General features: G+C 30.9%; 25 protein-coding genes and 1 pseudogene. 9 read left to right on the forward strand and 17 right to left on the reverse strand.

Translation table 11 applies throughout. From position 1 onward, the window contains the following. Window positions 1–10 precede the first annotated feature (10 nt). Both D6T69_RS12925 and D6T69_RS12930 read left to right on the forward strand, forming a co-directional pair. Window positions 11–1879, forward strand: coding sequence for a site-specific DNA-methyltransferase (locus tag D6T69_RS12925; protein ID WP_125068142.1), 1869 nt, complete (start codon window positions 11–13; stop codon window positions 1877–1879). Between the two features lie 3 nt (window positions 1880–1882). After that, on the forward strand, window positions 1883–4927 hold the full coding sequence (locus tag D6T69_RS12930) for a type III restriction-modification system endonuclease (protein ID WP_125068144.1): 3045 nt from the start codon (window positions 1883–1885) through the stop codon (window positions 4925–4927). Between the two features lie 87 nt (window positions 4928–5014). On the opposite strand, the gene D6T69_RS12935 is transcribed toward D6T69_RS12930, so the two are convergent. The 4 genes from D6T69_RS12935 to D6T69_RS12950 form a co-directional block, all read right to left on the reverse strand. Continuing rightward, on the reverse strand, window positions 5015–5746 hold the full coding sequence (locus tag D6T69_RS12935; protein ID WP_125068146.1) for a hypothetical protein: 732 nt from the start codon (window positions 5744–5746) through the stop codon (window positions 5015–5017). A gap of 6 nt (window positions 5747–5752) precedes the next feature. Then, window positions 5753–6391 (reverse strand): recombinase family protein, encoded by a 639-nt coding sequence (locus D6T69_RS12940; protein ID WP_125068148.1) that lies wholly within the window; start codon window positions 6389–6391, stop codon window positions 5753–5755. 138 nt (window positions 6392–6529) lie between these two features. Continuing rightward, window positions 6530–7033, reverse strand: coding sequence for a hypothetical protein (locus tag D6T69_RS12945; RefSeq protein WP_125068150.1), 504 nt, complete (start codon window positions 7031–7033; stop codon window positions 6530–6532). Window positions 7034–7071: 38 nt separating this feature from the next. Beyond that, the gene (locus D6T69_RS12950) at window positions 7072–7539 is read right to left on the reverse strand and encodes a hypothetical protein (RefSeq protein WP_125068152.1); all 468 of its coding nucleotides are present in this window, start codon (window positions 7537–7539) and stop codon (window positions 7072–7074) included. A 98-nt stretch (window positions 7540–7637) separates the two neighbouring features. On the opposite strand from D6T69_RS12950, the gene D6T69_RS12955 reads away from it, so the two are divergent. Continuing rightward, the gene (locus tag D6T69_RS12955; protein WP_125068153.1) at window positions 7638–7862 is read left to right on the forward strand and encodes a transcriptional regulator; all 225 of its coding nucleotides are present in this window, start codon (window positions 7638–7640) and stop codon (window positions 7860–7862) included. A gap of 1 nt (window position 7863) precedes the next feature. Here D6T69_RS12955 and D6T69_RS12960 read toward each other — a convergent pair whose 3' ends face one another. Then, window positions 7864–8634 carry a TIGR02757 family protein gene (locus D6T69_RS12960; protein WP_125069301.1) on the reverse strand — a complete coding sequence of 257 codons (771 nt, stop codon included), beginning with the start codon at window positions 8632–8634 and terminating at the stop codon, window positions 7864–7866. Between the two features lie 88 nt (window positions 8635–8722). Here D6T69_RS12960 and D6T69_RS12965 point away from each other — a divergent pair. The 3 genes and pseudogenes from D6T69_RS12965 to D6T69_RS12975 form a co-directional block, all read left to right on the forward strand. After that, window positions 8723–8983, forward strand: a pseudogene (locus D6T69_RS12965) (DUF2400 family protein); the annotation flags it as partial. A 31-nt stretch (window positions 8984–9014) separates the two neighbouring features. Continuing rightward, the gene (locus D6T69_RS12970; protein WP_164506726.1) at window positions 9015–9575 is read left to right on the forward strand and encodes a PAS domain-containing protein; all 561 of its coding nucleotides are present in this window, start codon (window positions 9015–9017) and stop codon (window positions 9573–9575) included. A gap of 11 nt (window positions 9576–9586) precedes the next feature. Continuing rightward, window positions 9587–9970 carry a DUF6122 family protein gene (locus tag D6T69_RS12975; RefSeq protein ID WP_125068157.1) on the forward strand — a complete coding sequence of 128 codons (384 nt, stop codon included), beginning with the start codon at window positions 9587–9589 and terminating at the stop codon, window positions 9968–9970. Here the strand turns inward: D6T69_RS12975 and D6T69_RS12980 are convergent. Then, a complete protein-coding gene (locus D6T69_RS12980; RefSeq protein WP_125068159.1) occupies window positions 9959–10717 on the reverse strand; it encodes a Dph6-related ATP pyrophosphatase in 759 nt (252 codons plus the stop codon). The genes D6T69_RS12975 and D6T69_RS12980 overlap by 12 nt on opposite strands. Window positions 10718–10758: 41 nt before the next feature. On the opposite strand from D6T69_RS12980, the gene D6T69_RS12985 reads away from it, so the two are divergent. Beyond that, entirely contained in the window at window positions 10759–11772 is a 1014-nt protein-coding gene (locus D6T69_RS12985) for a fibronectin type III domain-containing protein (RefSeq protein ID WP_125068161.1), read from the forward strand. 63 nt (window positions 11773–11835) lie between these two features. On the opposite strand, the gene rimO is transcribed toward D6T69_RS12985, so the two are convergent. From rimO to D6T69_RS13000, 3 genes are all read right to left on the reverse strand, one after another. Continuing rightward, window positions 11836–13188 carry a 30S ribosomal protein S12 methylthiotransferase RimO gene (rimO, locus tag D6T69_RS12990; protein ID WP_125068164.1) on the reverse strand — a complete coding sequence of 451 codons (1353 nt, stop codon included), beginning with the start codon at window positions 13186–13188 and terminating at the stop codon, window positions 11836–11838. Window positions 13189–13386: 198 nt separating this feature from the next. Then, the gene (locus D6T69_RS12995; protein ID WP_125068166.1) at window positions 13387–15033 is read right to left on the reverse strand and encodes an amidase family protein; all 1647 of its coding nucleotides are present in this window, start codon (window positions 15031–15033) and stop codon (window positions 13387–13389) included. A 111-nt stretch (window positions 15034–15144) separates the two neighbouring features. Then, window positions 15145–15501 (reverse strand): winged helix-turn-helix transcriptional regulator, encoded by a 357-nt coding sequence (locus D6T69_RS13000; RefSeq protein ID WP_125068168.1) that lies wholly within the window; start codon window positions 15499–15501, stop codon window positions 15145–15147. A 96-nt stretch (window positions 15502–15597) separates the two neighbouring features. On the opposite strand from D6T69_RS13000, the gene D6T69_RS13005 reads away from it, so the two are divergent. Beyond that, entirely contained in the window at window positions 15598–16197 is a 600-nt protein-coding gene (locus D6T69_RS13005; protein WP_164506727.1) for a nitroreductase family protein, read from the forward strand. 47 nt (window positions 16198–16244) lie between these two features. Here D6T69_RS13005 and ftsY read toward each other — a convergent pair whose 3' ends face one another. The 7 genes from ftsY to D6T69_RS13040 all read right to left on the reverse strand — a co-directional run bounded on the left by ftsY (window position 16245) and on the right by D6T69_RS13040 (window position 21068). Continuing rightward, a complete protein-coding gene (gene ftsY, locus D6T69_RS13010) occupies window positions 16245–17198 on the reverse strand; it encodes a signal recognition particle-docking protein FtsY (RefSeq protein ID WP_125068171.1) in 954 nt (317 codons plus the stop codon). A gap of 263 nt (window positions 17199–17461) precedes the next feature. Next, window positions 17462–17614, reverse strand: coding sequence for a DUF4295 domain-containing protein (locus tag D6T69_RS13015; RefSeq protein ID WP_125068173.1), 153 nt, complete (start codon window positions 17612–17614; stop codon window positions 17462–17464). A gap of 28 nt (window positions 17615–17642) precedes the next feature. Next, window positions 17643–17825: a 50S ribosomal protein L33 gene (rpmG, locus tag D6T69_RS13020; protein ID WP_013070733.1), complete on the reverse strand. Its 183-nt coding sequence runs from the start codon at window positions 17823–17825 to the stop codon at window positions 17643–17645. Window positions 17826–17852: 27 nt separating this feature from the next. After that, window positions 17853–18092 (reverse strand): 50S ribosomal protein L28, encoded by a 240-nt coding sequence (gene rpmB / locus D6T69_RS13025; RefSeq protein WP_047790661.1) that lies wholly within the window; start codon window positions 18090–18092, stop codon window positions 17853–17855. 165 nt (window positions 18093–18257) lie between these two features. Next, window positions 18258–19502 (reverse strand): competence/damage-inducible protein A, encoded by a 1245-nt coding sequence (locus tag D6T69_RS13030; protein WP_125068175.1) that lies wholly within the window; start codon window positions 19500–19502, stop codon window positions 18258–18260. 41 nt (window positions 19503–19543) lie between these two features. Beyond that, entirely contained in the window at window positions 19544–20152 is a 609-nt protein-coding gene (locus D6T69_RS13035) for a fumarylacetoacetate hydrolase family protein (protein WP_125068178.1), read from the reverse strand. A gap of 76 nt (window positions 20153–20228) precedes the next feature. Beyond that, entirely contained in the window at window positions 20229–21068 is an 840-nt protein-coding gene (locus D6T69_RS13040; protein WP_125068180.1) for a 1,4-dihydroxy-2-naphthoyl-CoA synthase, read from the reverse strand. Between the two features lie 94 nt (window positions 21069–21162). Between D6T69_RS13040 and D6T69_RS13045 the strand changes: the two genes are divergently transcribed. Beyond that, complete coding sequence (locus D6T69_RS13045; RefSeq protein WP_125068182.1) at window positions 21163–22395, forward strand: alpha/beta hydrolase-fold protein; 1233 nt, start codon at window positions 21163–21165, stop codon at window positions 22393–22395. A gap of 1 nt (window position 22396) precedes the next feature. On the opposite strand, the gene D6T69_RS13050 is transcribed toward D6T69_RS13045, so the two are convergent. After that, window positions 22397–22807: a S1 RNA-binding domain-containing protein gene (locus tag D6T69_RS13050; RefSeq protein WP_125068184.1), complete on the reverse strand. Its 411-nt coding sequence runs from the start codon at window positions 22805–22807 to the stop codon at window positions 22397–22399.

The following is a 22807-nucleotide window of genomic DNA, read 5'->3' on the forward strand; positions in this document are numbered from 1 at the left end:
TATACCAGATATGAGCATAGATAAAATACAACAAGGAGACAGCTTAACCCAAAGTAAAGATTTAGTTGCCGATAATATAGAAAAGTTAAAACAACTTTTTCCAGAGATTGTAACTGAAGGGAAAATAGATTTTAAAGTACTACAAGATGTTTTAGGTGAAGATATTGAAGAAGAGGATGAATATTATCGTTTAACGTGGGCTGGTAAAGCAAAAGCACGTAGAGAGGCTCATAAACCAAGTACTGGTACATTAAGACCAGTAAAAGAAGATAGTGTTAATTGGGATACTACTGAAAATTTGTACATAGAAGGAGATAATCTTGAAGTATTAAAGCTATTACAAAAGTCTTACGCTGGTAAAGTAAAGATGATTTACATAGACCCTCCTTACAATACAGGGAAAGATTTTGTTTATAAAGATAACTATAAAGACAATCTTAAAAATTACCAAGAGATTACTGGACAATTAGACGAGGAAGGTAACAAAATAAGTACCAATAGCGATAGCGATGGGCGTTATCATTCTAATTGGTTGAATATGATGTATCCTCGTCTGCGTTTAGCACGTAATTTACTTAAAGATAATGGAATTATTTTTATTAGTATAGATGATGTTGAGGTTGGAAATCTAAGAGCTATTGGTAATGAGATTTTTGGAAATGACAATTTTATATCAAATATGGTTTGGCAAAAAAATTACTCTCCTAGAAATGACGCTAAATATTTTTCAGATATGCATGACCATATCCTTGTTTTTGCAAAAAACAAGGATAAATTTGAAAGAATTTTACTTCCTAGAACAGCTGAACAAAATGCTAGATATACTAATAGAGATAATGACCCTAGAGGAGATTGGAAAGCTGAAAATCTTTCAGTTAAAACATATTCTGCTGCCTATGATTATCCTATTACGACTCCAGGTGGAAGAGTTGTAAACCCTCCAAAAGGTAGATGTTGGAGAACATCTAAAGAAAAAATGGAGGAATTAGATAAAGATAATAGAATTTGGTGGGGAGAAGATGGAAATAATGTTCCTTCGAAAAAAAGTTTTTTATCTGAAGTACAGCAAGGAAGAGTTCCAACTACATTACTTTTTAGAAATGAAGTTGGAGACAACCAAGAAGCTGCTAAGCGAATTGTAGAACTTTTTGATGGTAAACCATTTGATACGCCTAAACCTATTGGTTTAATAAAACATTTTTTATCGATATCTACAGACAAAAATGATTTGGTCTTAGATTTCTTTGCTGGTTCATCTACAACAGCAGATTCATTATTTCAAAAAAATTTAGAAGATAATGGGCATAGAAAATTTATTCAGATTCAGTTACCAGAACCTACTAATAAAAAAAGTGAAGGTTTTAGAACTGGATATAATAATGTTTCAGAGATATCAAAAGAACGTATCCGTAGAGCTGCAAAAAAAATAGCAGAAGAACATCCAGAAAAAGCGGAAAAGTTAGATTTAGGCTTTAAAGTTTTTAAACTAGATAATTCTAATATAAAGGGGTGGGATGGTAATCCCGATAAGTTGGAGGCTAATTTATGGGATGCTGTAAGTAATATAAAAGAAGACCGAACACAAGAAGATGTATTGTACGAAATCCTCTTAAAATACGGTTTAGACTTAACCTTACCAATAGAAGAAAAAACAATAGAAGGTAAAATAGTGTTTAATGTTGGTTTTGGAGCCTTATTTATTTGTTTAGGTGACAATTTAACAAATACAGTAGCAGAAGGTATTGGAGAATGGAAAGAAGAATTAGAGCCAGAAATATGCCGTGTTATTTTTAAAGATACTGGTTTTACCGATGTAGAAAAAACAAATTCTATACAAACATTAAAACGTTTTGGCATCGGAGAAATAAAAAGTATATAACCTATGAAAATTAAATTTAAAGAAAATTTAGGTTATCAGCAAGAAGCCATAAATGCAATCGTAAATATATTTCAAGGTCAAGAAGTTTGTGAGGCTAATTTTACAGTGTATTCACCAGATTTCTTAGCTAAAAAGAATAATATTAATGCACAAGCTAAACTAGGTCAAGAAGATTACGGTATTGGTTATGGAAACCGTTTAACATTAAGTGAAGGTAAACTATTAGAAAATGTACAAAACATTCAGTTAGCTAATGGTTTAAAACCTTCTGAACGTAAAGAAATTAATAGAAATCATTTAGATTTTACTATTGAAATGGAAACTGGTACAGGTAAAACCTACGTGTATTTACGTTCTATTATGGAGATGTATCGTAAATATGGGTTTTCTAAACACATTATTGTTGTGCCTTCCATTCCTATTAAAGAGGGGGTTTACAAATCGTTAGAAATTACTAAAGAACACTTTAAAGAGCATTATGATAATATCAATTATAACTTCTTTATTTATGATAGTAGTAAACTAAATGAAGTCCGTGATTTTTCTACTAATGACGGTTTAGAAATTATGGTCATAAATATTGATGCTTTTTCTAAAAGCTTTAAAGACCCTAATAAGGATAATAAAACCAATATTATACACAGATATAATGATAGTTTAGGATACAAACCTTTAGACCTAATTAGAAATACAAATCCAGTAGTATTTATAGATGAACCTCAAAGTACTATGAGTACCCCTATTCGTAAAAAAGCGGTTCAGAGTTTAAATCCGTTATCAATTGTTAGGTATTCAGCTACTCATAAAGAAAAAGTTAATCTAATGTATAAATTAGATGCTATTGATGCTTATGAAGAAAAATTAGTAAAACAAATTGAGGTTGGTTCTGTACAAACAGAAGGTGTAAATAATCAAGCTTATATTCGTTTAATTAGTGTTAAGGTAAGTAAAGGTTTTCCAGTTGCTAAAATTGAAGTTGATGCTTTTAAAAATGGAAGCATTACCAGAAAAACGTATACAGTAAAACAAAATGAAGATTTAGAGCAACTGACTGATAGAATTGAGTACGAAGGGTATATTATAAAAGATATTCACGCTGTTGAAGGAAATGAGTATATCGATTTTACTAGTAAAGAAGACGTTATTCGTTTAGGTCAAGCAATTGGAGCTGTTGATGAAAAGCAAGTTAAAAGGGCATTAATCAGTAAAACCATTGAAGAGCATTTAGACAAAGAATTAGTTTTAAACCCTCTAGGTATTAAAGTATTAAGTTTGTTCTTTATAGATTCAGTAAATAAATACCGTGTGTATGATGAAGAAGGAAATGCAGAAAATGGTGAGTATGCTGAAATATTTGAGACAGAGTATTTAAAACTAATTACCAAGCCAAAATACGTAAGTCTTTTTGAAGAAATTACCGATGATGAAAAAGACGCTTCGACTGTTCATAACGGATATTTCTCAATAGATAAAAAGAGTAAATCAAGTAATAAAAAAGAAAAGTTTGAGTATTTTAAAGATACTTCTGGAAAAGTAAAAGCAGATGAGGATACGTATAGTTTAATTATGCGAGACAAAGAAATGTTGTTAAGTTTCAAATCTAAACTACGCTTTATCTTTTCACATTCAGCTTTAAAAGAAGGGTGGGATAATCCTAATGTATTTCAAATTTGTACACTTAAAGATGCTGGTAATTCAGAAATAAAAAGGAGACAAGAAATAGGAAGAGGATTACGTTTATGTGTTAACCAAGAAGGAGAGCGTGTTTATGGTCACGAAGTAAATACACTTACAGTAATGGCTACAGAATCTTATAAAACATTTGTAGATAATTTTCAAAAAGAAGTAGAATCAGATACTGGTATTCGTTTCGGGATTTTAGAGTCTCATAGTTTTGCTAATGTTGTGTTAACTATTGAAGATGAAACACCAGTTTATTTAGGACAACAAAAATCTGAAGAATTATTCAAGTACTTATTGGCTCAAGGGTATATTGATGCCAGAGGGAAAGTACAAGATGAATTAAGAACTGACCTTAAAAATGATGAAGTTAAGTTACCAGAAGAAATTACAGATAATAAACATGTATTAAAGCAAGTATTAAGTAATTTAAAAGTTGCTGCTGGTAAACTTGAAATTAAAAATAAAGATGAAAAGAAAAGAGTTAAAGTTAATAAACGTGTTTTGGATAGTCCAGAGTTTAAAGAACTTTGGGAGCGTGTAAAATATAAAACAACATTTTCTGTAGATTTTGATTCTGCTAGTTTAGTAAAAGAATGTATTAACGCTTTAGATAATAGATTAAAAATTACTAGAGGTAAATTACATTATAGCAAAGCATCACTTTCTATTGATATTGGAGGTGTTGAAGCTGAAATAAAAGCTAATAGTGTTAGAACAGAAACATTATATGAAGAAGTAGAAGTACTTCCAGACATTGTTGGTTATCTACAAAATGAAACACAATTAACCAGAAAATCAATAGTAGAAATACTTACAGGAACAACTAGGTTACCATATTTCAAGATAAATCCTCAGAAATTTATTGAAGGCTGTATTGATATTATTAATGAGCAAATGAGAATGCATATTATAGATGGTATCCAATACAAGAAAATTGATGAAACTGAATATTATAGTCAAGAGTTATTTGAGAATGAAGAGTTATTCGGATATCTTAAAAACAACTTAAAAGAAAGTACAAAATCACCTTACGATTATGTTGTGTACGATTCTAATATAGAATCTACTTTAGCAAATGATTTTGAAAATAGCGATAATATTTCTGTTTATGCAAAACTACCTAACTGGTTCAAGATTGATACACCTCTAGGTACATACAATCCAGATTGGGCTATTCTTTGGAAAGATAATAATGAAGAAAAGTTATTTTTTGTTGTTGAATCTAAAGGTAGTACAGGTTTATTTGATTTAAGACCAAAAGAACAAGGTAAAATAGATTGTGGTAAAAAACATTTCGATGCACTTGATAGTGAAATGATAGTAGCTGCTAGTATGAGTGATGTTGAGAATTATGCTTTAAAATAATATTTATTTCCCCCTTAATTATAATATAAATTAAGGGGATTTTTATCTTTAGGGAATAGAGTTATAATAAAAAAACTAGCTACAAGTTTATAAATCATTTTCGTAATAAATTCTGTTAATCATATTTTTAGTCAAAGGAGTGTCGTTCCAGAATTCTAATTTTAAAAAATGATTGAATACAACATCTTTAAAATGATTTAATAATTTTTTAGTCACCAAGAGTTCTATGAAATGGTCTCCAACCATATAATCTTCTTTTTCTAAATCATGTTTTTTTAAATAGTTATGAAGTAATTCAGATTTACCAGTAAACTTAAAATTGTTTTCTTCTAAAAATTCTATCTCAATTACATTACCGTGAATAAATAAATTTCTAAATCTAAAGATAGCTTTAATATTATCAAATAAGTTTTCTTTTTGATTATCTAATAATTCTTTTAATTTCACTGAAGTTACTAATTCAAATTCCTTCAAAAGGTATTCAAAGGTTGAATTCTCAATTCTTTTTATTCTATCTTCACATATGTCTTTTAACATATCGATTTTATCTCTTTCTATAGTTGGTTCAATAATTGGTTGTACTTGTTGATTATCTTCTATTGTTATGTTTTGAATATTAAGGTTTTTTAAAAATTCTTTTAAGAAACTTTTTAATGTACCTTCAATTATAGAAGCCAAAGAAGTAATAAAAAGAGCCTTTATTCCTTCTGGGATTTTATATGAATCATGACCTTCAATCTCTTCTAATTTAAATTGGTCTATAATATATTTAAGACCACTTCCATAATACTCAATAGTAGTTGAATGCCCACTTGTCATTGTTTGTTAGTTTTGTAATATATTAATATTCATAGCTTTTTTAACTTTTAATACAGTACGTGTACTTTTGTTAACTAAAGTAGCTATTTCCCTAATACTTCTTCCTTTTTTAAGATATTTAACAACATCTTTATGTTTTTGTAATAACTCTTTGTTAGACAATGTTACACCTTTATAACGTCCTACTTTTCCTCCATTTTTAATATGTTTTTTGTAGCCAGAAGCTAAACGCTGTTGAATGGCAACTCTTTCTGTTCTTGAAAACTCAGCTAATAATGTAATCATCATTTGAGCCATTGTGTTTATGCTTCCGTCTTTATTTAAAGTCTCTATGTTATAATTATGAACGTACAGAGAAATCCCTTTTGAGTGGAATAGTTCCAATGATTTTAAAACTTCTAATGTATTTCTTCCTAACCTAGAAAGTTCCCAAACTAAAATTTTATCTACTTTTTTATTTTTGATGCAAGTGATTAATTCATTCCAAGCTTTTCGATTCTCGTTTTTTGCTACTCCAGTAATTTTTTCATTGAACTCACCAATAATATCAAATTCATTTTTTAAACAATATGTTCTTAAATCAGAAATTTGTCTTTCGTAAGATTGTGATTCTTTACTAACACGAGTTAAAATAGCTACTTTCATATTAAACAACTTAATTTAATACAATATACGAAATGTAGTACTAGTATCCAAAGAAAAAAAATAACACATAAATTATGTGTTATTTTAATTGATTTCAAGAAAAAAATACTACACTTTTAAAGTACTACGAATTTTCAGTTATTTTAATTGAACCTTTATTTCAAAACTAAAAGAATCTTCGAAATTATCTAATTGTGTGTAGTCTTCCATATCAACATAGGTATCATTAAATTTTATTGTGATACCGTTCTTTATTAATATAGGGGTAGTTTGTTCAGAAGTTACTCTATAATTATTTATTATAGGGTTAGGTATTATAACATCAAGTAAAATATACTTATCACTTATTAAACCGAAGCTATTCTCACCATTATGAATACTTATGCTACTAATTTTTATTGAATTATTTTCAGCTTGCCAATGTGTAAAATAGTTGATATGGTCATTATTGGCATCATATTCAATATTTTTGTTTGCTGGCATCCATTTATTATCCTGTTCTAGAATTGGTAAGCCTTCAAATTTTATTCTATCAAGCCCCGTAGTCATATTTTGATAAGTCATTTTAACTATAAAAGTTTCTTCGTTAATATTAAGGCTATTATCGTTGGATGAACAAGCTAATAATGTCAAAAATGACATAAAAAAGATTATTGTTTTTTTCATAATATACTTTTTAATTATTTCCAACCTTTATATGTAAACCTAATGTCATTAGCACTTCTGCAATTATGCCAAACGCCACCTTTAGGATGAATTCTGTATACACCTAGTTTTTTTATTTGCTCTTTAGACTCATCAAACTTTAATTCATAAATTTTCTCCTCCATGTATTTGTCATAATTAGTATTCCAATCCATATAGGTTGTTGATATTATATTAAAGTCTATTATTTCATTTGGTTTTGATTTCCAGCCTTTTCCTTCATCTAACCATAAATGAAATTTTGTTCCAATTATTTTAGCTCTATATGAACCACCATAAATTCTACCATGCCATTTACCTTGAATGTGTTTTAATGCTTGGTTAGTGTTTTCAAGTCTAAATTTTTTCCTTGCTTCTCTTTCTTTTTTATCATTAATATCACTAAGAGCTGCCCAAGCTAAAAAGATAAGAACTGGAATTACCCATAAATTTTTCTTCAACATTTTAATAGTTTTAAAATTATACGATAAAAGTAGTAAAAAAAATCATTATTCGGGCTATCGTCCGCATTTTAAAACTAGACATATTATTCCTTTGCGATATGGCAGATATAAATAAAATAATATGTAATTATATTAGTTTACACTGGATGAGTAAATACAAAAGTGTAAGAGCATTTGCCTTAGACCACTATATAGATGAAAAAACTGCCAGAAAAATAAAAAGAAAGGAAGGTTATAGAATACCTGTTTCAACATTAAAAAAAATGTGTGATGCTAAAGAAATATCTCTTTCTAATTTTTTCTCTATTGTTGAGAAAGATTAATTTAAAACTTTTCAAAAACTCCTAATCCAAATAAAGCAAAATCGTATTTTACAGGGTCTTCGTTATCTAATTCTCGTAAAGATGTGTCTAACTCATGTAATGCTTTAGCATCATTTTGTTTTCTTGTTAAAAGTCCAAGTTTGCGTGCCACGTTTCCAGAATGTACATCTAAAGGACAAGATAAAACAGAAGGAGGTATATTTTTCCAAATACCAAAATCTACCCCATTTCCATCGTTCCTTATCATCCACCTAAGCCACATGTTTATCTTTTTTGCCGCTGAGCCTTTGTTTGGGTCAGAAACATGTTTGGTTGTTCTACTTGGATGATTTATTTCAAAAAATATCTTTTTAAAATTGTGAATTGCTGGCTGGAGAGAATTTTCTGTAGCATATTTTTGAAAAACAGACTCCAATCCTCCATGATTATTATATATGTTTTTTAATGCTTTTATGAAATAAATAAAATCAATCGAATTAAAAGTTCGATGAACAAAACCCTCTAATTGTTCAAGGTTATGTTCTTTATGGTTCATTACAAAGTCATGAGGTGAGTTACCCATTAAATCAATCATGCGGTTAGCATTCTTAATTATCATCTTACGGTTTCCCCAAGCTATTGTTGCGGCTAGAAAACCAGCAATTTCAATATCTTCCTTTAAAGAAAACTTATGAGGAATTGATATAGGGTCATCATCAATAAAATTAGGTGTATTAAACTCAATTACTTTAGAATCAAGAAATTCTTTTAATTCATTAAAATTTAAAATCATATTCAAATATAACGATATTACTAATGTTTTTGGGAGCTTAATACTTTTATAAATCATTTTTTTTACCTCCTTAATTAACTGCAACTACATGTTTTTACGTTGGATGGTTCGCGATAATACCACTGGAGTCGATTTAGGCATATGGAAAACACACTCGCCAGCACACTTACATTGTCCACTAGATGTTCATACAGGAAATATTGCTCGAAAACTAAAAATTCTTACTAGAAAACAAAATGATTGGAAAGCAATTCAAGAACTTGATGTAACTTTAAGAAAGTTCGATAAAAAAGACCCTGTTAAGTATGATTTTGCCTTATTTGGTCTGGGGGTTTTTGAAAAATTTTAGTTTCTCTAAAAAAAGTAGTTACTTAGTAGGTATGAAAAATAGCTTTGATAAAATGATGTCTTTAGATATTTATATATCAAATTTAGACAAAGAAGAATACACTAAAATTACTGATGATCTTAAACCTATTTCAAAAAAAAGTGTAAACCTTTTAAGTTGGGGAATCCAAGATTTGTTTACTGAAAAAGAACTATACAGTGATTTAAAACTTATAAAAACATTTTCTAAAAACTTCAACTGGAAAAATAACATTACATCTATTATAAAAGAAAACGATTATGAATCTTTAGTTCTTACCGATTTGCAAAAGAAAATAATTTGGGTAAGTGATGGTTTTACAAAAATGACGGGCTACGAAAAAGAATTTGCATTAAACAGAACTCCTCGCTTTTTACAAGGAGAAAAAACAAAGGAAACTACTAGAAAAAGAATTCAATCAAAACTTTTAAAAGGAAAACCATTTAAAGATGTAATTATTAATTACAGAAAAGATAAATCTACCTATAAGTGTGAATTATACATAATTCCGCTACAAAACAATGATAGTTCAGAAATCACACATTTTTTAGCTTTAGAAAAAGAAGTAGTTTAAGCTTTAAGCAAATGCAAACATTTATTCACTACTTTTTACATTTTGGCTTTCCTGTAATTTTAGCCTATTTATTTTTTAGGAAAAACTGGAAAAAAGTTGCTCTAATACTGCTCGCTACCATGCTAGTGGATGTAGATCATTTATTGGCTACCCCTATTTTTGACCCAAACCGATGTAGTTTTGGTTTTCATATATTCCACTCCTACTATGCAATAGGACTGTATGTTATCTTACTTTTTTTGAAAAGACCTTATAATATCATAGGTTTAGGACTATTACTTCATATGCTAACCGATTTTATCGACTGCTTATTTATGTACAACGCATGTAATTCTTGCCTAGAAAATGCTCCCGCTAAAGGATTATTAGAATCAATAAGTAAGTTATTTTTTTAGCTGTAAATCACAGTACCAAAAACTTCTATCGTAGTTTTTAGTAGTTGTTTCTTCTGATTTCTTAGTTTTCTTTGAATCTTGATAACAGTTATCATCATCACTTTTATGTAAAGTATATGATTTTAACACCTTCTCTCCTATTTCAAACTCTACAGGTTTCTTAAAAATAGGGCCATCGTAACAAAACGTATGGAACTCTCCATTCTCCCCACAAACATCAACTCCATCAGGAAGTTCATTAATAAAATCTTCATCAATAACTCTCCCTACAAATTCTTCTCCTAACAATTTTGCATTCACACAAACAGTTATTGTTTTAAAACCTAAAGCTAAAAACTCACGAAGTAATTCCTTTGTATCTTGTTTCCAAAGTGGATACACCCCTATAATTCCAACCTCTTGTAATTTCGAATCACGATACGCTCTTAAATCCTCTAAAAAAATATCACCAAAAATACCATTTACAAGTCCTGCTTCTTTTAACTCAGCAGTTTTCTCTTTCATTCTCTGGTTATACAAATCCATTGTAACCTCAGCCGGAAAATATATTTTTTCTAACGGAATACCAATGCTTTCAGCCTGAGCATCCAGTAAATCCTCATGTAAACCATGCATTGAAACACGCTGATAATCTTGATTTACATTCGTAATCAATTTTTGTACATCGTATTCTTTTTGTTGTAATATTTTATAAAATGCTAATGACGAGTCTTTTCCTGAACTCCAGTTAAAATAGGCTTTTTTCATGTGACAAATATCTATATATTTGCTTTCAAAAAACAAAAACTATGAAAAAAATCTACGGCATTTTTTTAGCATCTTTTATTCTATTTTCTTGTTCATCTAATAATGACTCTAATGAAGTTGTTACAGATGATAAGGATGATACTTATTTTCCATGTTCGGCTTCGGGTTTAAATATAGAACATTTAACTAACACCACTGTTCGTTTTAATTGGTATGCAAATGTTGAAGCAAAACTTTATCAAATTGAATATGGTGAACTAGGATTTAACTTAGGCGAAGGAATTCAAAAATCAACACCTGATAGGTTTTTAAATATTGAAAATTTAAAGCCTGAAACTACTTATTCATTTTATGTAAAGGTATACTGTGATGAAACACAAGAATATAGCAACTGGTCTGATTCATATACTTTTATAACTTACAAAGATAACCCTATATGTGATCGTGTTGATGAGTTTATGGTTTATGATTCAACAGGTTTGGATTATGTCACATTCAAGTATAAGACTAACTCTACTAATTACCAACATTCAAAAGGTATTGAAATAGAATATGGTATAAAAGGTTTTATATTAGGTACTGGACAAATACACTCATACGAAGATAACTCTAGTTATACTGATTATGATTACACAAGAATTAATAATTTAAATCATAGCACCGAATATGATTTTTATATTAGAGAAAGTTGTAGCGAATATGGATATAGTGACTGGATTGGACCTTTGACAGTAAAAACACTAGATGGAGGAGGCAACCCTAACTGTCTTAAACCTACTGGTTTTATTAAGTTTGCATATAGAACAAATCCTGATGGTAGTTATTCTTACCCTTTCGCATGGAATAATGTAAACGGAGAAACTAATTGGGATTTTGGATATGTTCTAGCTGGTAATTCAATAAACAATCCTATAGAAGTAATAAATGTTACTAGTAACAATGTAAGTTTTACTGGTTTTACCTCAGAAGTTAAATACGACGTGTACGTTAGAGCTAATTGTGGAGCAAATGGATATAGCGATTGGTCAGGACCAATTACCTTTACGGCAAGATAGAGATGAGATATAGTCATAAATAAAAAAACAGTTTGAGAATTTGTCAAACTGTTTTTTTGTTGTTTACTTCCTCTTCTGATTTAAAGGAACTGGTCTCTCTTGTTTTACTACAGGCTTTCCATGTAAATCAAAATCACCTGCATCAAAAATTTCGATATCTATAAATTCTCCTAATTTTATATAATACTCACGAGCATCTACAATGACATCGTTATCTACATCTGGTGAGTCAAACTCGGTACGTCCGTAGTAATATTCACCATCTTTTCTATCAAATAAACATTTAAAAGTCTTTCCTATTTTTTCCTGATTTAATTCCCAAGAAATTTGCGATTGCACTTCCATAATTTCATTCACCCTTCTGAACTTTACATCCGCAGGCACATCATCTTCTAAAACATATGCTCCTGTGTTCTCTTCATGCGAGTATTCAAAAGCTCCTAAACGTTCAAAACGCATCTCTTCTACCCAGTCTTTTAATTCTTGAAACTGCTCTTCTGTTTCTCCTGGATACCCAACAATTAATGTTGTACGAATTGCCATGTTTGGCACTTCCTCTCGAAATTTATGAATCAACGAAGTCGTTTTTTCGTGTGTTGTACCACGCTTCATCGATTTTAAAATCTCAGTATTGATATGCTGCAACGGAATATCTAAATAATCACAAACCTTTGGTTCGTTCTTCATCACTTCTAACACATCCATAGGGAAACCTGTTGGAAAGGCATAATGCAAACGAATCCACTCTATACCTTCAACTTTTACTAATTCTTTTAATAAATCTGCTAAAGCACGTTTTTTATAAATATCTAATCCGTAATAGGTTAAATCTTGTGCTATTAACATGATTTCCTTGATACCTTTTTCTGCCAACTTTGTAGCTTCTGTAACCAAATCTTCAATCGGAGTAGATTTATGCTTGCCACGCATTAACGGAATGGCACAGAACGAACACGGACGGTCACACCCTTCTGCTATCTTTAAATATGCATAGTGCTCTGGAGTTGTAGTTAAACGCTCACCAATTAACTCATGCTTATAATCTGCCTCTAAAACTTTCAATAAGTTTGGCAAATCGTGTGTACCAAAATACTGATCTACATTCGTTATTTCAGCTTCTAAATCTGGCTTGTAACGCTCACTTAAACAACCCGTAACAAACACTTTATCAACTTCACCTTCTTCTTTTTTCTGTGCGTAGTGTAAAATAGTTTCTACACTTTCTTCTTTGGCTTTACCAATAAAACCACACGTATTGATTACTACAATATTTCCATCGTCATTTTCATCTTCATGAACCACTTCTTTACCATTAGCTTTTAACTGCCCCATTAACACTTCACTATCGTAAACGTTTTTAGAGCAACCTAAAGTAACTACATTAATTTTATTTTGTTTTGTTGTTTTAGTACGCATATTGTAAAAAAATTCGGAGTGCAAATATACGCTTTAATTCAGGTTTTTAGCTAATTTGAATAATGAAAAGTTAGTTTGTCTAACATCTTTTTTCAGACGACATCTATCATTGAAACAAGAGATATCTTAACCGATAGCGAAAACTTTTGAAATCTCAACATAAAAACTCACATATCGGGAATTCTTATATACCCCTACTTAGTTATAATCAACTGGTGCTTTTCTTACTTTGGTTAACTGCTCAAATACATGCCCTAGTTGTAGTAGCTCTTTTTCTGTAAAAGGCTTTCCTATAAATGTTAAACTAACAGGCTCTCCAGTATTTTTATATCCCATAGGAATTGTTAATGTCGGATACTTCGCTACTGCTGCAATACCAGAATGATAATTATTAATCGATAGGATAACATCTAAATTTTGGGCTTTTAAAGCTTGTAAAAATTTCTTTCCATTATAACTTAGACTATCTTTTACGACTTCTAACTGAGCTAAAGTTGTTGTATCTTTTACAATTCCTTCAAATAGCTGTTGTCCGTAAGGAGCTCTTTTAATTGAATCTTTTTTATTAAACTCAACCACATCTTGTATATTTTTCACTGTTAGATTTTTGTTTCCGTAAGTAGATAAGTATTTAGGTAAATCATGTTTCATATCTATATTTAGCAGCGTAATAAATCCATCAGACGAAATTTCTGGTGGTGTTATCTCTATAATTTCAGCCCCAGCTTCTTGTAACTTTTCTACACTTGCTTTGTAAATAGAATCTGTTAAAATCGATTTTAATACTCCTATTCTTTTTCCTTGAACTGTATAGTTGTTATTGAGTAATTCTTTAGGACTAAAATCTTCTATTTCTAAAGAAGCAGCATCCTCATTATCTTTTCCTAGCATCGCTTCAAACAAAATAACATTATCTACCATGCTTTTCGTCATCGGTCCTGGAGTATCTAACGTACTTGAAATAGGAACAATTCCTGAGCGACTTAAAATACCAATTGTTGGTTTTAACCCAACTACTGAGTTTTGACTTGATGGTGAAGTTATAGATCCTGCTGTTTCTGTACCTACAGCAGCTACGGCATAGTTTGCTGCTACAGAAACTCCACTTCCTGAACTAGAACCTCCTGTTTCAAAAATCTTCCTTCCATAAGGGTTTAAGGTTTGTCCTCCCATGGCACTATACCCTAACGGGCAATCTTCACAAAAGAAATATGCCCATTCACTTAAGTTTACTTTTCCTAAAATTAATGCTCCCGCTTCTCTTAATTTTTTGACGATAAAAGCATCCTTATCAGTTGAGTTATTTTGTAAAGCTACGGCTCCTGCAGTCGTTATCATTCCTGCTGCATCAATATTATCCTTTATCAAAATTGGAATTCCATTCAAGGAGAATTCATCAACCTCTTTAGCCTCTTTATCTTTTGCTCTTGCTTCTTCTAACACCTTTGGATTTAGAGATATAATTTCATTCAAATACTTTGTGTTATCACTTTCAATCTTTCGTATTCTATATAAATAGAATAATGTTAGTTTTTCGTAGGTGAGTTTATTATTTGTTATGCTTTTTTGAATAGTTGGAATATCTTTTTCTAAAATTAATGGTTTTAGTTCTTGACATTCTTCCTCAGAAAAACTTGACAACTCCTTTTCAAAGGGTGCAAATTCTTTATTTAAATCTAAATATTTAGACTGAAGTAATTTAAACTGCATTCTCTTTTTCTCGTGATCTTGCTGTTTTTCTATTTCTGATGACTCATCATAATTTTTGAAATATACCTTTACAGTTTTTTGCTTACATGCACTTATAAATAGAACAGTTAATAATAAAAAAGTAGCTTTTCTCATTGGTCAAATATTTGATACTCAAATGTAATTATAAAAATTGAAAAGCTTTTTTTAGAATAACAAAACTACCTTATTACCTAAACTCTAATAGCTGACGATGCACAAATACTATTATTTCGAATGATTTTTTACAGCAAAATCTCCCCAGTCTGCGATAGACTGAATTATAGGAATTAAACTTTTTCCTAAATCAGTTAAAGAGTATTCCACTTTTAATGGTGGTTTTGAGGTATACACTTTTCTTTTAATTACTCCATCTTCTTCCAAGGCTTTCAACTGTAGACTTAATGTTCGTTCTGTAACCATTGGAATTTCTTTTCTTAACTCACTGTAGCGAAGTGTTCCTTTTATTAAATGAAAAAGAATTACTGTTTTCCATTTCCCCCCAATGACTCCCATAGTAAGACTTGTACAGCAAGGAAATTCTCTCCCTTTAAATTTAAATGTTTTGGACATTTGTGTTTCCATATTTTATACTATCCTTTTTGACCGTTATTGCAAAGATAAAAAACTATACTTACTTTTGCTACTATAATTTTTATAGTTTAATTAAAAAAATAAAATATGAGCTTTATAACATCTATGCAGCAACGTTATACAACTAAAAAATACGATGCTTCAAAAAAAATTGAATCTGAAAAAATTAGAGAGTTACAACAGGTTTTACAACTAAGTCCTTCTTCAATTAATAGTCAACCATGGAAATTTACTTTTGTTTCTGACACCTATACTAAAGAACAACTTTCAAAAGTATCTTGGTTAAATACTAGTAAGGTTCTTGAAAGCGATACTGTTGTTGTATTTAACAGAATTAATGACGTAGCATTATTTGAAAAACAAATTGAAGAAGAGCTCCCTGAGGGTGCTGTTGGTTATTATAAAGAATTTATAAAACCAAAACCTGAAGAAGAGATTAAAGCCTGGTTTAACAGACAAGTTTATTTGGCTTTAGGAGTTTTTTTAAGTGCTTGTGCAGAAATGGGAATCGATGCTACTCCAATGGAAGGTATTGAACCAGAAAATTATGACAAAATTTTAAACAACAAAGGTTACGCAACTGTTGTTGCTGTGGCAATTGGCTATAGAGATGACGAGGACTTTAATCAACCTGATAGAAAGCCTAAATCGAGATTGGCTTTTGATAAGGTTATTGAAACAATTTAAAATAAAAAAACTCCCAAATTGGGAGTTTTTTTATTTACTTATATTTTCTATTTAAAAAACGAATCTACAAATTCGTGTTTGTTAAATACTTGTAAGTCATCAATACCTTCTCCTACTCCAATATATTTTACAGGTATTTGAAATTGATCTGAAATTCCGATAACAACCCCTCCTTTTGCTGTACCATCTAGTTTGGTTACTGCTAACGAAGTTACTTCAGTTGCTTTAGTAAATTGTTTTGCTTGTTCAAAAGCATTTTGCCCTGTAGAACCATCTAACACTAACAATACATCGTGTGGTGCATCTGGTATTACTTTTTGCATTACACGCTTTATTTTTGTTAGTTCATTCATTAGGTTTACTTTGTTGTGTAAACGTCCTGCAGTATCGATAATTATAACATCTGCTCCTTGATTTACACCTGACTGTACGGTATCGTATGCGACAGATGCTGGATCAGACCCCATTTCTTGTCGTACAATAGGTACATCTGTCCTGTCTGCCCATACTTGTAACTGATCTATCGCTGCTGCTCTAAAGGTATCGGCAGCTCCAAGAACCACTTTTAAACCTTTCTTTTTAAATTGTGAAGCTAGCTTACCAATCGTAGTTGTTTTTCCTACTCCATTTACTCCAACTACCATTAACACATAAGGTTTCGTATTTGCTGGAATGGTAAAATCGGTGTCGTCACCAGTATTCGTTTCTGATAATAAACCTGCTATTTCTTCACGTAAAATTTGGTTTAACTCTTCTGTTCCTAAATACTTGTCACGAGATACACGTTCTTCTATTCTATCTATTATTTTCAGGGTAGTTTCTACTCCTACATCAGACGATACCAATACTTCTTCTAAATTATCTAATACATCATCATCAACCTTAGCTTTACCAGCAACTGCCTTTGATAATTTAGAGAAAAAACTTGTTTTGGTTTTTTCTAATCCTTTGTCTAAGGTTTCCTTTTTCTCTTTAGAGAAGATTTTCTTAAAAAAACTCATTCTTAAATATTATAATCGCTTACATAGGTTAAAAACTATACCGTTTTAATAATACGGTCAAATTGTCATTATACCGTAACTTTTGCGTTAGGGATTGAGGCATTTGTTGAAGCTCTCCCGATACTTCGGGAAGCGACTGCCGAAAGCCCGACCTGCTAGGGTAACGCCCAAATCTTTAAAGTATTTTAAAAACTTGAGACTGTCAAATATAAAAAAAGCTACTCTCTAATGAAAGTAGCTTTTCTTTAAACTGTATACAAGAATTACTTTTTTGCTAAAAAGTCGTTTACTTGCGTTGGATCCATAATAGCTTCAACAAATGTGTAAGCTCCAGACTTAGGAGACTTCACCATCTTGATAGCTTTGGTTAATCTTTTCGAACCTGTTTGTAACGATGCTACTGATTTCTTTGCCATTTTATATTAAAGTTTACGCCGTAGCTTATTATTTAATTTCTTTATGAACTGTCATCTTCTTTAAGATTGGATTAAATTTCTTTAATTCCATTCTATCAGGAGTATTCTTTTTGTTCTTTGTTGTAATATAACGAGAAGTTCCTGGTTGACCAGAAGCTTTGTGCTCAGTACACTCTAAAATTACTTGAACTCTGTTTCCTTTTTTTGCCATCTCTCTAAAATTTTATCTAGTAAGGAATTATTTAGTTAAGAAACCTTTTTCTCTAGCTTCTTTAATAACCGCAGAGATTCCTTTTTTATTAATATTTTTTAATGCAGAAGCAGATACTTTTAAAGTTACCCATTTATCTTCTTCTGGAATATAGAAACGCTTAGTCATTAAATTAGCGTTAAATCTTCTTTTAGTTCTATTTAAAGCGTGAGATACATTGTTACCTACCATCGCTTTTTTTCCTGTTAATTCACAAACTCTAGACATCTTCTTGACAGTTTTTAGTGTTATTTCTAAACGAGGTGCAAATTTATGCATTTTAATTTACTGCACAAAAATATTCTCGATTAAATTTTAATTAATTTTAATCTTTTCAAAACTAGGTTCAGCATCTAACCTATTTGGAAGCGTAACGGCGGCAAAAATACTAATTTATTTTAATATGGCAGCTTGTAAAAGTTCTAAAGATTTGGTTACCGTTCTATTAATTACCTTTTCTCTAGGTTGTCCAAAATTAAATTCATGAACCTCTACTCCACTTTTAGTTGCTATACCAATATACACCAATCCTACACTCTTATCATTATGATCCGTTGTTGGTCCTGCGTTTCCTGTTACAGCTATTGCATAATCTGTTTGCAGCTTTTCCCTGCATCCTTTTGCCATTGCTGAAGCTACTTCTTTACTTACTACCGTATATTGATCAATAACTTCTTTAGAAACATCGAGTAATTGTTCTTTTAAAGCTGCTGTATACGTAACAAATCCTCCCGTAAAGTATGATGATGCTCCTGGAACGGAAACAATAGTTGACGCTATTTTTCCTCCCGTTAAACTTTCAGCTGTAGCAACTGTTTTTCCTTGTTCTTTTAACAATTTACCTACTTCTTTTTCTAATGATGTCTCTTTATCATCCCCAACGATAATCTCTGGAATTAGCTTATATAGTGCTGCTACTTGCTTTTCCATTTCTCTTGCTAAGAACTTTTCATTATTTCCTTTGGCAGATAATCGTAAGCGGACACTTCCATAAGATGGTAAATAAGCTAGTTTTATAAAATCGGGTAAACTATCTTCCCAATCAGAAATTCTTTCAGCAATAATTGTTTCCCCTGTACCAACCGTCATAATTGTCCTGTGCAAAATGAATGGTAGTTTAAAAGTAGACTGTAACTTAGGCAATACGTCATACTTCATCAACCCTTTCATTTCGTATGGGACTCCTGGAAGAGATACAAAAACCGTATCGTTTTCGTAAAACCACATTCCAGGTGCCGTTCCTAAACGATTCATTAATAATGTTGCTTTGGAAGGAAGCTGTGCTTGGTACTTCTGAATTTCGTTGAACGGGTGATTAACTTTTTTGAATAGGTGTTTGATATTATCAATTACTTCGGGATATTCAACAATCTTTTCGTCTTTGAAATATTCAGCAATTGTTTTTTTTGTGATATCGTCTTTGGTAGGTCCTAATCCTCCAGTTATTATCACAATATCTGCTCTACTTTCTGCTTCTTTTAACGCATTTAATATGTGTTGTTTTTCATCCTGAATTGAGGAGATTTGATAAACCGAAATTCCAATTTTATTTAGTTCTTGACCAATCCATTGTGAATTGGTATCTACAATTTGTCCGATAAGAATTTCATCTCCTATCGTTATAATTTCTGCATTCATTTATATATCTAAAAAAGAATCCCGCCGAAGCGGGATATATTTTATTTTACTTTAATTTGAAAAGCTTGCTTTCCTTCTATAGTTCCTGTTAAAATGTCATTTTCTACTACTTTTCCAACTCCTGCTGGTGTTCCAGTAAAAATAATATCTCCTTTTTTCAACGTGAAATATTGCGACACATAACTAATCAACTCATCAATTTTCCACAACATACAAGAGGTATTTCCATCTTGTACAACCTCATCATTCTTTTGTAATTGAAATGATAAGTTTTCTAAGTCAAATTTTTCCTTCGGAAAAAACTCTCCTACAATAGCACTACCATCAAAAGCTTTTGCTTTTTCCCAAGGCAATCCTTTTTCTTTGCATTGTGCTTGCACATCACGCGCAGTAAAATCAATTCCTAAGCCTACAGTTTCATAATATTTATGGGCAAATTTTGGAGAAATATGTTTTCCTACTTTGTTTATTTTTACCAATACCTCTACCTCATAATGGATATCATTTGAAAACGGAGGAATAAAAAATGGCATTTTTTTAGGAAGAATAGCCGAATCTGGTTTTAGAAAAACTACTGGGTTTTCTGGTTTTTCATTCGCTAACTCTTCTATGTGTTTTGCGTAATTACGCCCTATACAAATTATTTTCAATGTTGATTTGTTTTACGTTTAACTTAGAGATTTCTCACATTCGTTCGAAATGACAATCCACAACTGATAACTGATTTTAAGGTATCCAAGTTTTAGGGAAATTTGGCTTACGTTTTTCTAAAAACGCATCACGTCCTTCTTTAGCTTCATCCGTCATATAAGCTAAGCGAGTTACTTCTCCTGCGAATACTTGCTGACCAACCATTCCGTCGTCCGTTAAGTTCATTGCAAACTTTAACATTTTTATTGAAGTTGGTGATTTTGCTAAGATTTCTTGTGCCCAATCAAAAGCTGTTTGCTCTAATTCATCATGAGGAATTACGGCATTTACCATTCCCATTTCATACGCTTCTTGAGCCGAATAATTTCTTCCTAAGAAAAAGATTTCACGAGCTTTTTTTTGCCCCACCATTTTCGCTAAATATGCCGAACCATACCCTGCGTCAAACGAAGTTACATCGGCATCAGTTTGCTTAAAAATAGCATGTTCTTTACTCGCTAAAGTTAAATCACAAGTTACGTGTAAGCTGTGTCCACCTCCTACTGCCCAACCTGGAACCACACAGATTACTGCTTTTGGCATAAAGCGAATTAAACGTTGTACTTCTAAAATATTTAATCGGTGATACCCGTCTTCTCCAACATATCCTTGGTGTCCACGTGCATTTTGATCTCCTCCAGAACAAAAACTCCAAACTCCATCTTTAGTTGATGGTCCTTCAGCAGACAACAATACCACCCCTATATTCGTATCTTCATGTGCATCATGAAATGCATCCAATAACTCTGAAGTAGTTTTTGGTCGAAACGCATTACGTACATTAGGTCTATTAAATGCTATTCTTGCAACGTTGTGTGACTTTTTATAGGTAATATCTTCGTATTCTTTGGCTACTTTCCAGTCTGGTTGTATCATAATTTTAAAATATTGTCGTTATTTAGTTGTACAAAAATAACATAATAACTTTATTTTTCTTTTCTATATTTGAACGATATAATTTACCCCTAATATGAAACAAGTATATTTATTATTTACCTTATTAATTAGCGCTAGTCTTTTTTCTCAAGAAGTTATTACTCAGAAAGTAAACTCGAAGGAGTTAGGAAAAGATAGAAATATAAAAGTCTACCTTCCTAAAGGATATGACGTAGATGAAACCACTAATTACCCTCTAGCTATTGTTTTAGGTGATGAGTACCTTTTTGATTTATATGTAGGAAATGCTAAGCTTTATGCTAATGTTGATAAAGCCCCTAGACAAATTGTAGTTGGTATTGATATGAAGAACACTTACGGAAAAGATATTTCTATTATACCTTCTAATAACTCCTTAACAAGCTCTGGAGTACATTTTTTTAATTTTATTAAACATGAATTGATTCCTTTTATGGAAGGAAACTTTAGAACATCTCCTTTTATGACAATTGTAGGTGAAGGGAAAGCTGCTAATTTCATTACTCATTATTTAAAAGACGAAAAGCCTGTTTTTAACTCATATATTTGTATAACTCCTGATTTTCCACAGTTTGCTCCCGCAATTATGGAATCTTACTCTCTTAACAGGCTAGGTGCCATCGACAATACTTACTTTTTGTATACAAGTAATAATAAAAAATACATTGACCCTAGTCAATATAATAGGTTTAGCGATATTAGAACGTTGCTAACATCCTATGAAGCTAAGAACTTTAATGTTGTTTTTGACGAGTTTGATTCTTCTCCTAGCTATTTAGCTATGATTGGGGAAACTATTCCAAGAGCTTTTACACAAATGTTTAGTTTATACTCTAAGATTACTAAAGAGGAGTATGAAGCTAACGTAAAAGATTTAGCTCCTTTAGACGCTATTAAATATGTTGAGAAAAAATATTTAGACATTCAGTACCTATATGGTTCAAACTTAAATGTTCGTTTGGATGATATTTTTGTTATTGAAGATATTGTAATAGACAGACAAGATGGTGATTACTTAAGAGTTTTAGGTGATTTTGTAATGATAAAATACCCTGATTCTCACATGGGTGATTTTTATATAGGTAAATACCATGAATTAGGAAAGGACTACGAAAAAGCAGACTTTTACTACAAAGCTGCTTATGGTAAAATGGATCCTTCTGACCCTAACGCCAATGCTTTTTACGAAAATATTAAACGTGTAAACGATTTAATGGGAAGTAAAAAGAAAGAAGAAATTAATAATGAGGAGATTATAGAAGAACAAGAGGAAGAAGGACAAGAATAGTTTATTTTAACACTATTCTGTCTTCTTGTAATTCTATTTTTTTACTCTTATACAAGCTGCCAATAGCTCTCTTGAATGCTTTTTTACTCATCTGCAAGTGAAATTTAATTGATTCAGGAGAGCTTTTATCTGTTAACAATAAAAAGCCTTTTTCTTCTAACTTTTTTAAGATAATATCAACATCTGAATCAATTACATTTTTAAATCCTTGCGGTCGTAGAGATACATCAATTTTTTCATCTTCACGTATCTTTTTAATATAGCCCACTGTTCGCATTCCTTCTTCTACATCACTAAAAACTTCATTGTTATATAATAAGCCTTCATATGCTTCATTAATTAATACTGAATAACCTAAAGCGGTTTGAACACCAATTACTAAATCTACCTTATCACCTTCTTTTAATTCCAT

Source organism: Tenacibaculum singaporense, from assembly GCF_003867015.1.
Lineage (GTDB): Bacteria > Bacteroidota > Bacteroidia > Flavobacteriales > Flavobacteriaceae > Polaribacter > Polaribacter singaporensis.

Coding starts and splice junctions, on each gene's coding strand:
- D6T69_RS12925 (WP_125068142.1), top strand. CDS start 11: ATGAGCATAGATAAAATACAACAAGGAGACAGCTTAACCCAAAGTAAA.
- D6T69_RS12930 (WP_125068144.1), top strand. CDS start 1,883: ATGAAAATTAAATTTAAAGAAAATTTAGGTTATCAGCAAGAAGCCATA.
- D6T69_RS12935 (WP_125068146.1), bottom strand. CDS start 5,746: ATGACAAGTGGGCATTCAACTACTATTGAGTATTATGGAAGTGGTCTT.
- D6T69_RS12940 (WP_125068148.1), bottom strand. CDS start 6,391: ATGAAAGTAGCTATTTTAACTCGTGTTAGTAAAGAATCACAATCTTAC.
- D6T69_RS12945 (WP_125068150.1), bottom strand. CDS start 7,033: ATGTCATTTTTGACATTATTAGCTTGTTCATCCAACGATAATAGCCTT.
- D6T69_RS12950 (WP_125068152.1), bottom strand. CDS start 7,539: ATGTTGAAGAAAAATTTATGGGTAATTCCAGTTCTTATCTTTTTAGCT.
- D6T69_RS12955 (WP_125068153.1), top strand. CDS start 7,638: ATGGCAGATATAAATAAAATAATATGTAATTATATTAGTTTACACTGG.
- D6T69_RS12960 (WP_125069301.1), bottom strand. CDS start 8,634: ATGATTTTAAATTTTAATGAATTAAAAGAATTTCTTGATTCTAAAGTA.
- D6T69_RS12970 (WP_164506726.1), top strand. CDS start 9,015: ATGAAAAATAGCTTTGATAAAATGATGTCTTTAGATATTTATATATCA.
- D6T69_RS12975 (WP_125068157.1), top strand. CDS start 9,587: ATGCAAACATTTATTCACTACTTTTTACATTTTGGCTTTCCTGTAATT.
- D6T69_RS12980 (WP_125068159.1), bottom strand. CDS start 10,717: ATGAAAAAAGCCTATTTTAACTGGAGTTCAGGAAAAGACTCGTCATTA.
- D6T69_RS12985 (WP_125068161.1), top strand. CDS start 10,759: ATGAAAAAAATCTACGGCATTTTTTTAGCATCTTTTATTCTATTTTCT.
- rimO (WP_125068164.1), bottom strand. CDS start 13,188: ATGCGTACTAAAACAACAAAACAAAATAAAATTAATGTAGTTACTTTA.
- D6T69_RS12995 (WP_125068166.1), bottom strand. CDS start 15,033: ATGAGAAAAGCTACTTTTTTATTATTAACTGTTCTATTTATAAGTGCA.
- D6T69_RS13000 (WP_125068168.1), bottom strand. CDS start 15,501: ATGGAAACACAAATGTCCAAAACATTTAAATTTAAAGGGAGAGAATTT.
- D6T69_RS13005 (WP_164506727.1), top strand. CDS start 15,598: ATGAGCTTTATAACATCTATGCAGCAACGTTATACAACTAAAAAATAC.
- ftsY (WP_125068171.1), bottom strand. CDS start 17,198: ATGAGTTTTTTTAAGAAAATCTTCTCTAAAGAGAAAAAGGAAACCTTA.
- D6T69_RS13015 (WP_125068173.1), bottom strand. CDS start 17,614: ATGGCAAAGAAATCAGTAGCATCGTTACAAACAGGTTCGAAAAGATTA.
- rpmG (WP_013070733.1), bottom strand. CDS start 17,825: ATGGCAAAAAAAGGAAACAGAGTTCAAGTAATTTTAGAGTGTACTGAG.
- rpmB (WP_047790661.1), bottom strand. CDS start 18,092: ATGTCTAGAGTTTGTGAATTAACAGGAAAAAAAGCGATGGTAGGTAAC.
- D6T69_RS13030 (WP_125068175.1), bottom strand. CDS start 19,502: ATGAATGCAGAAATTATAACGATAGGAGATGAAATTCTTATCGGACAA.
- D6T69_RS13040 (WP_125068180.1), bottom strand. CDS start 21,068: ATGATACAACCAGACTGGAAAGTAGCCAAAGAATACGAAGATATTACC.
- D6T69_RS13045 (WP_125068182.1), top strand. CDS start 21,163: ATGAAACAAGTATATTTATTATTTACCTTATTAATTAGCGCTAGTCTT.
- D6T69_RS13050 (WP_125068184.1), bottom strand. CDS start 22,807: ATGGAATTAAAAGAAGGTGATAAGGTAGATTTAGTAATTGGTGTTCAA.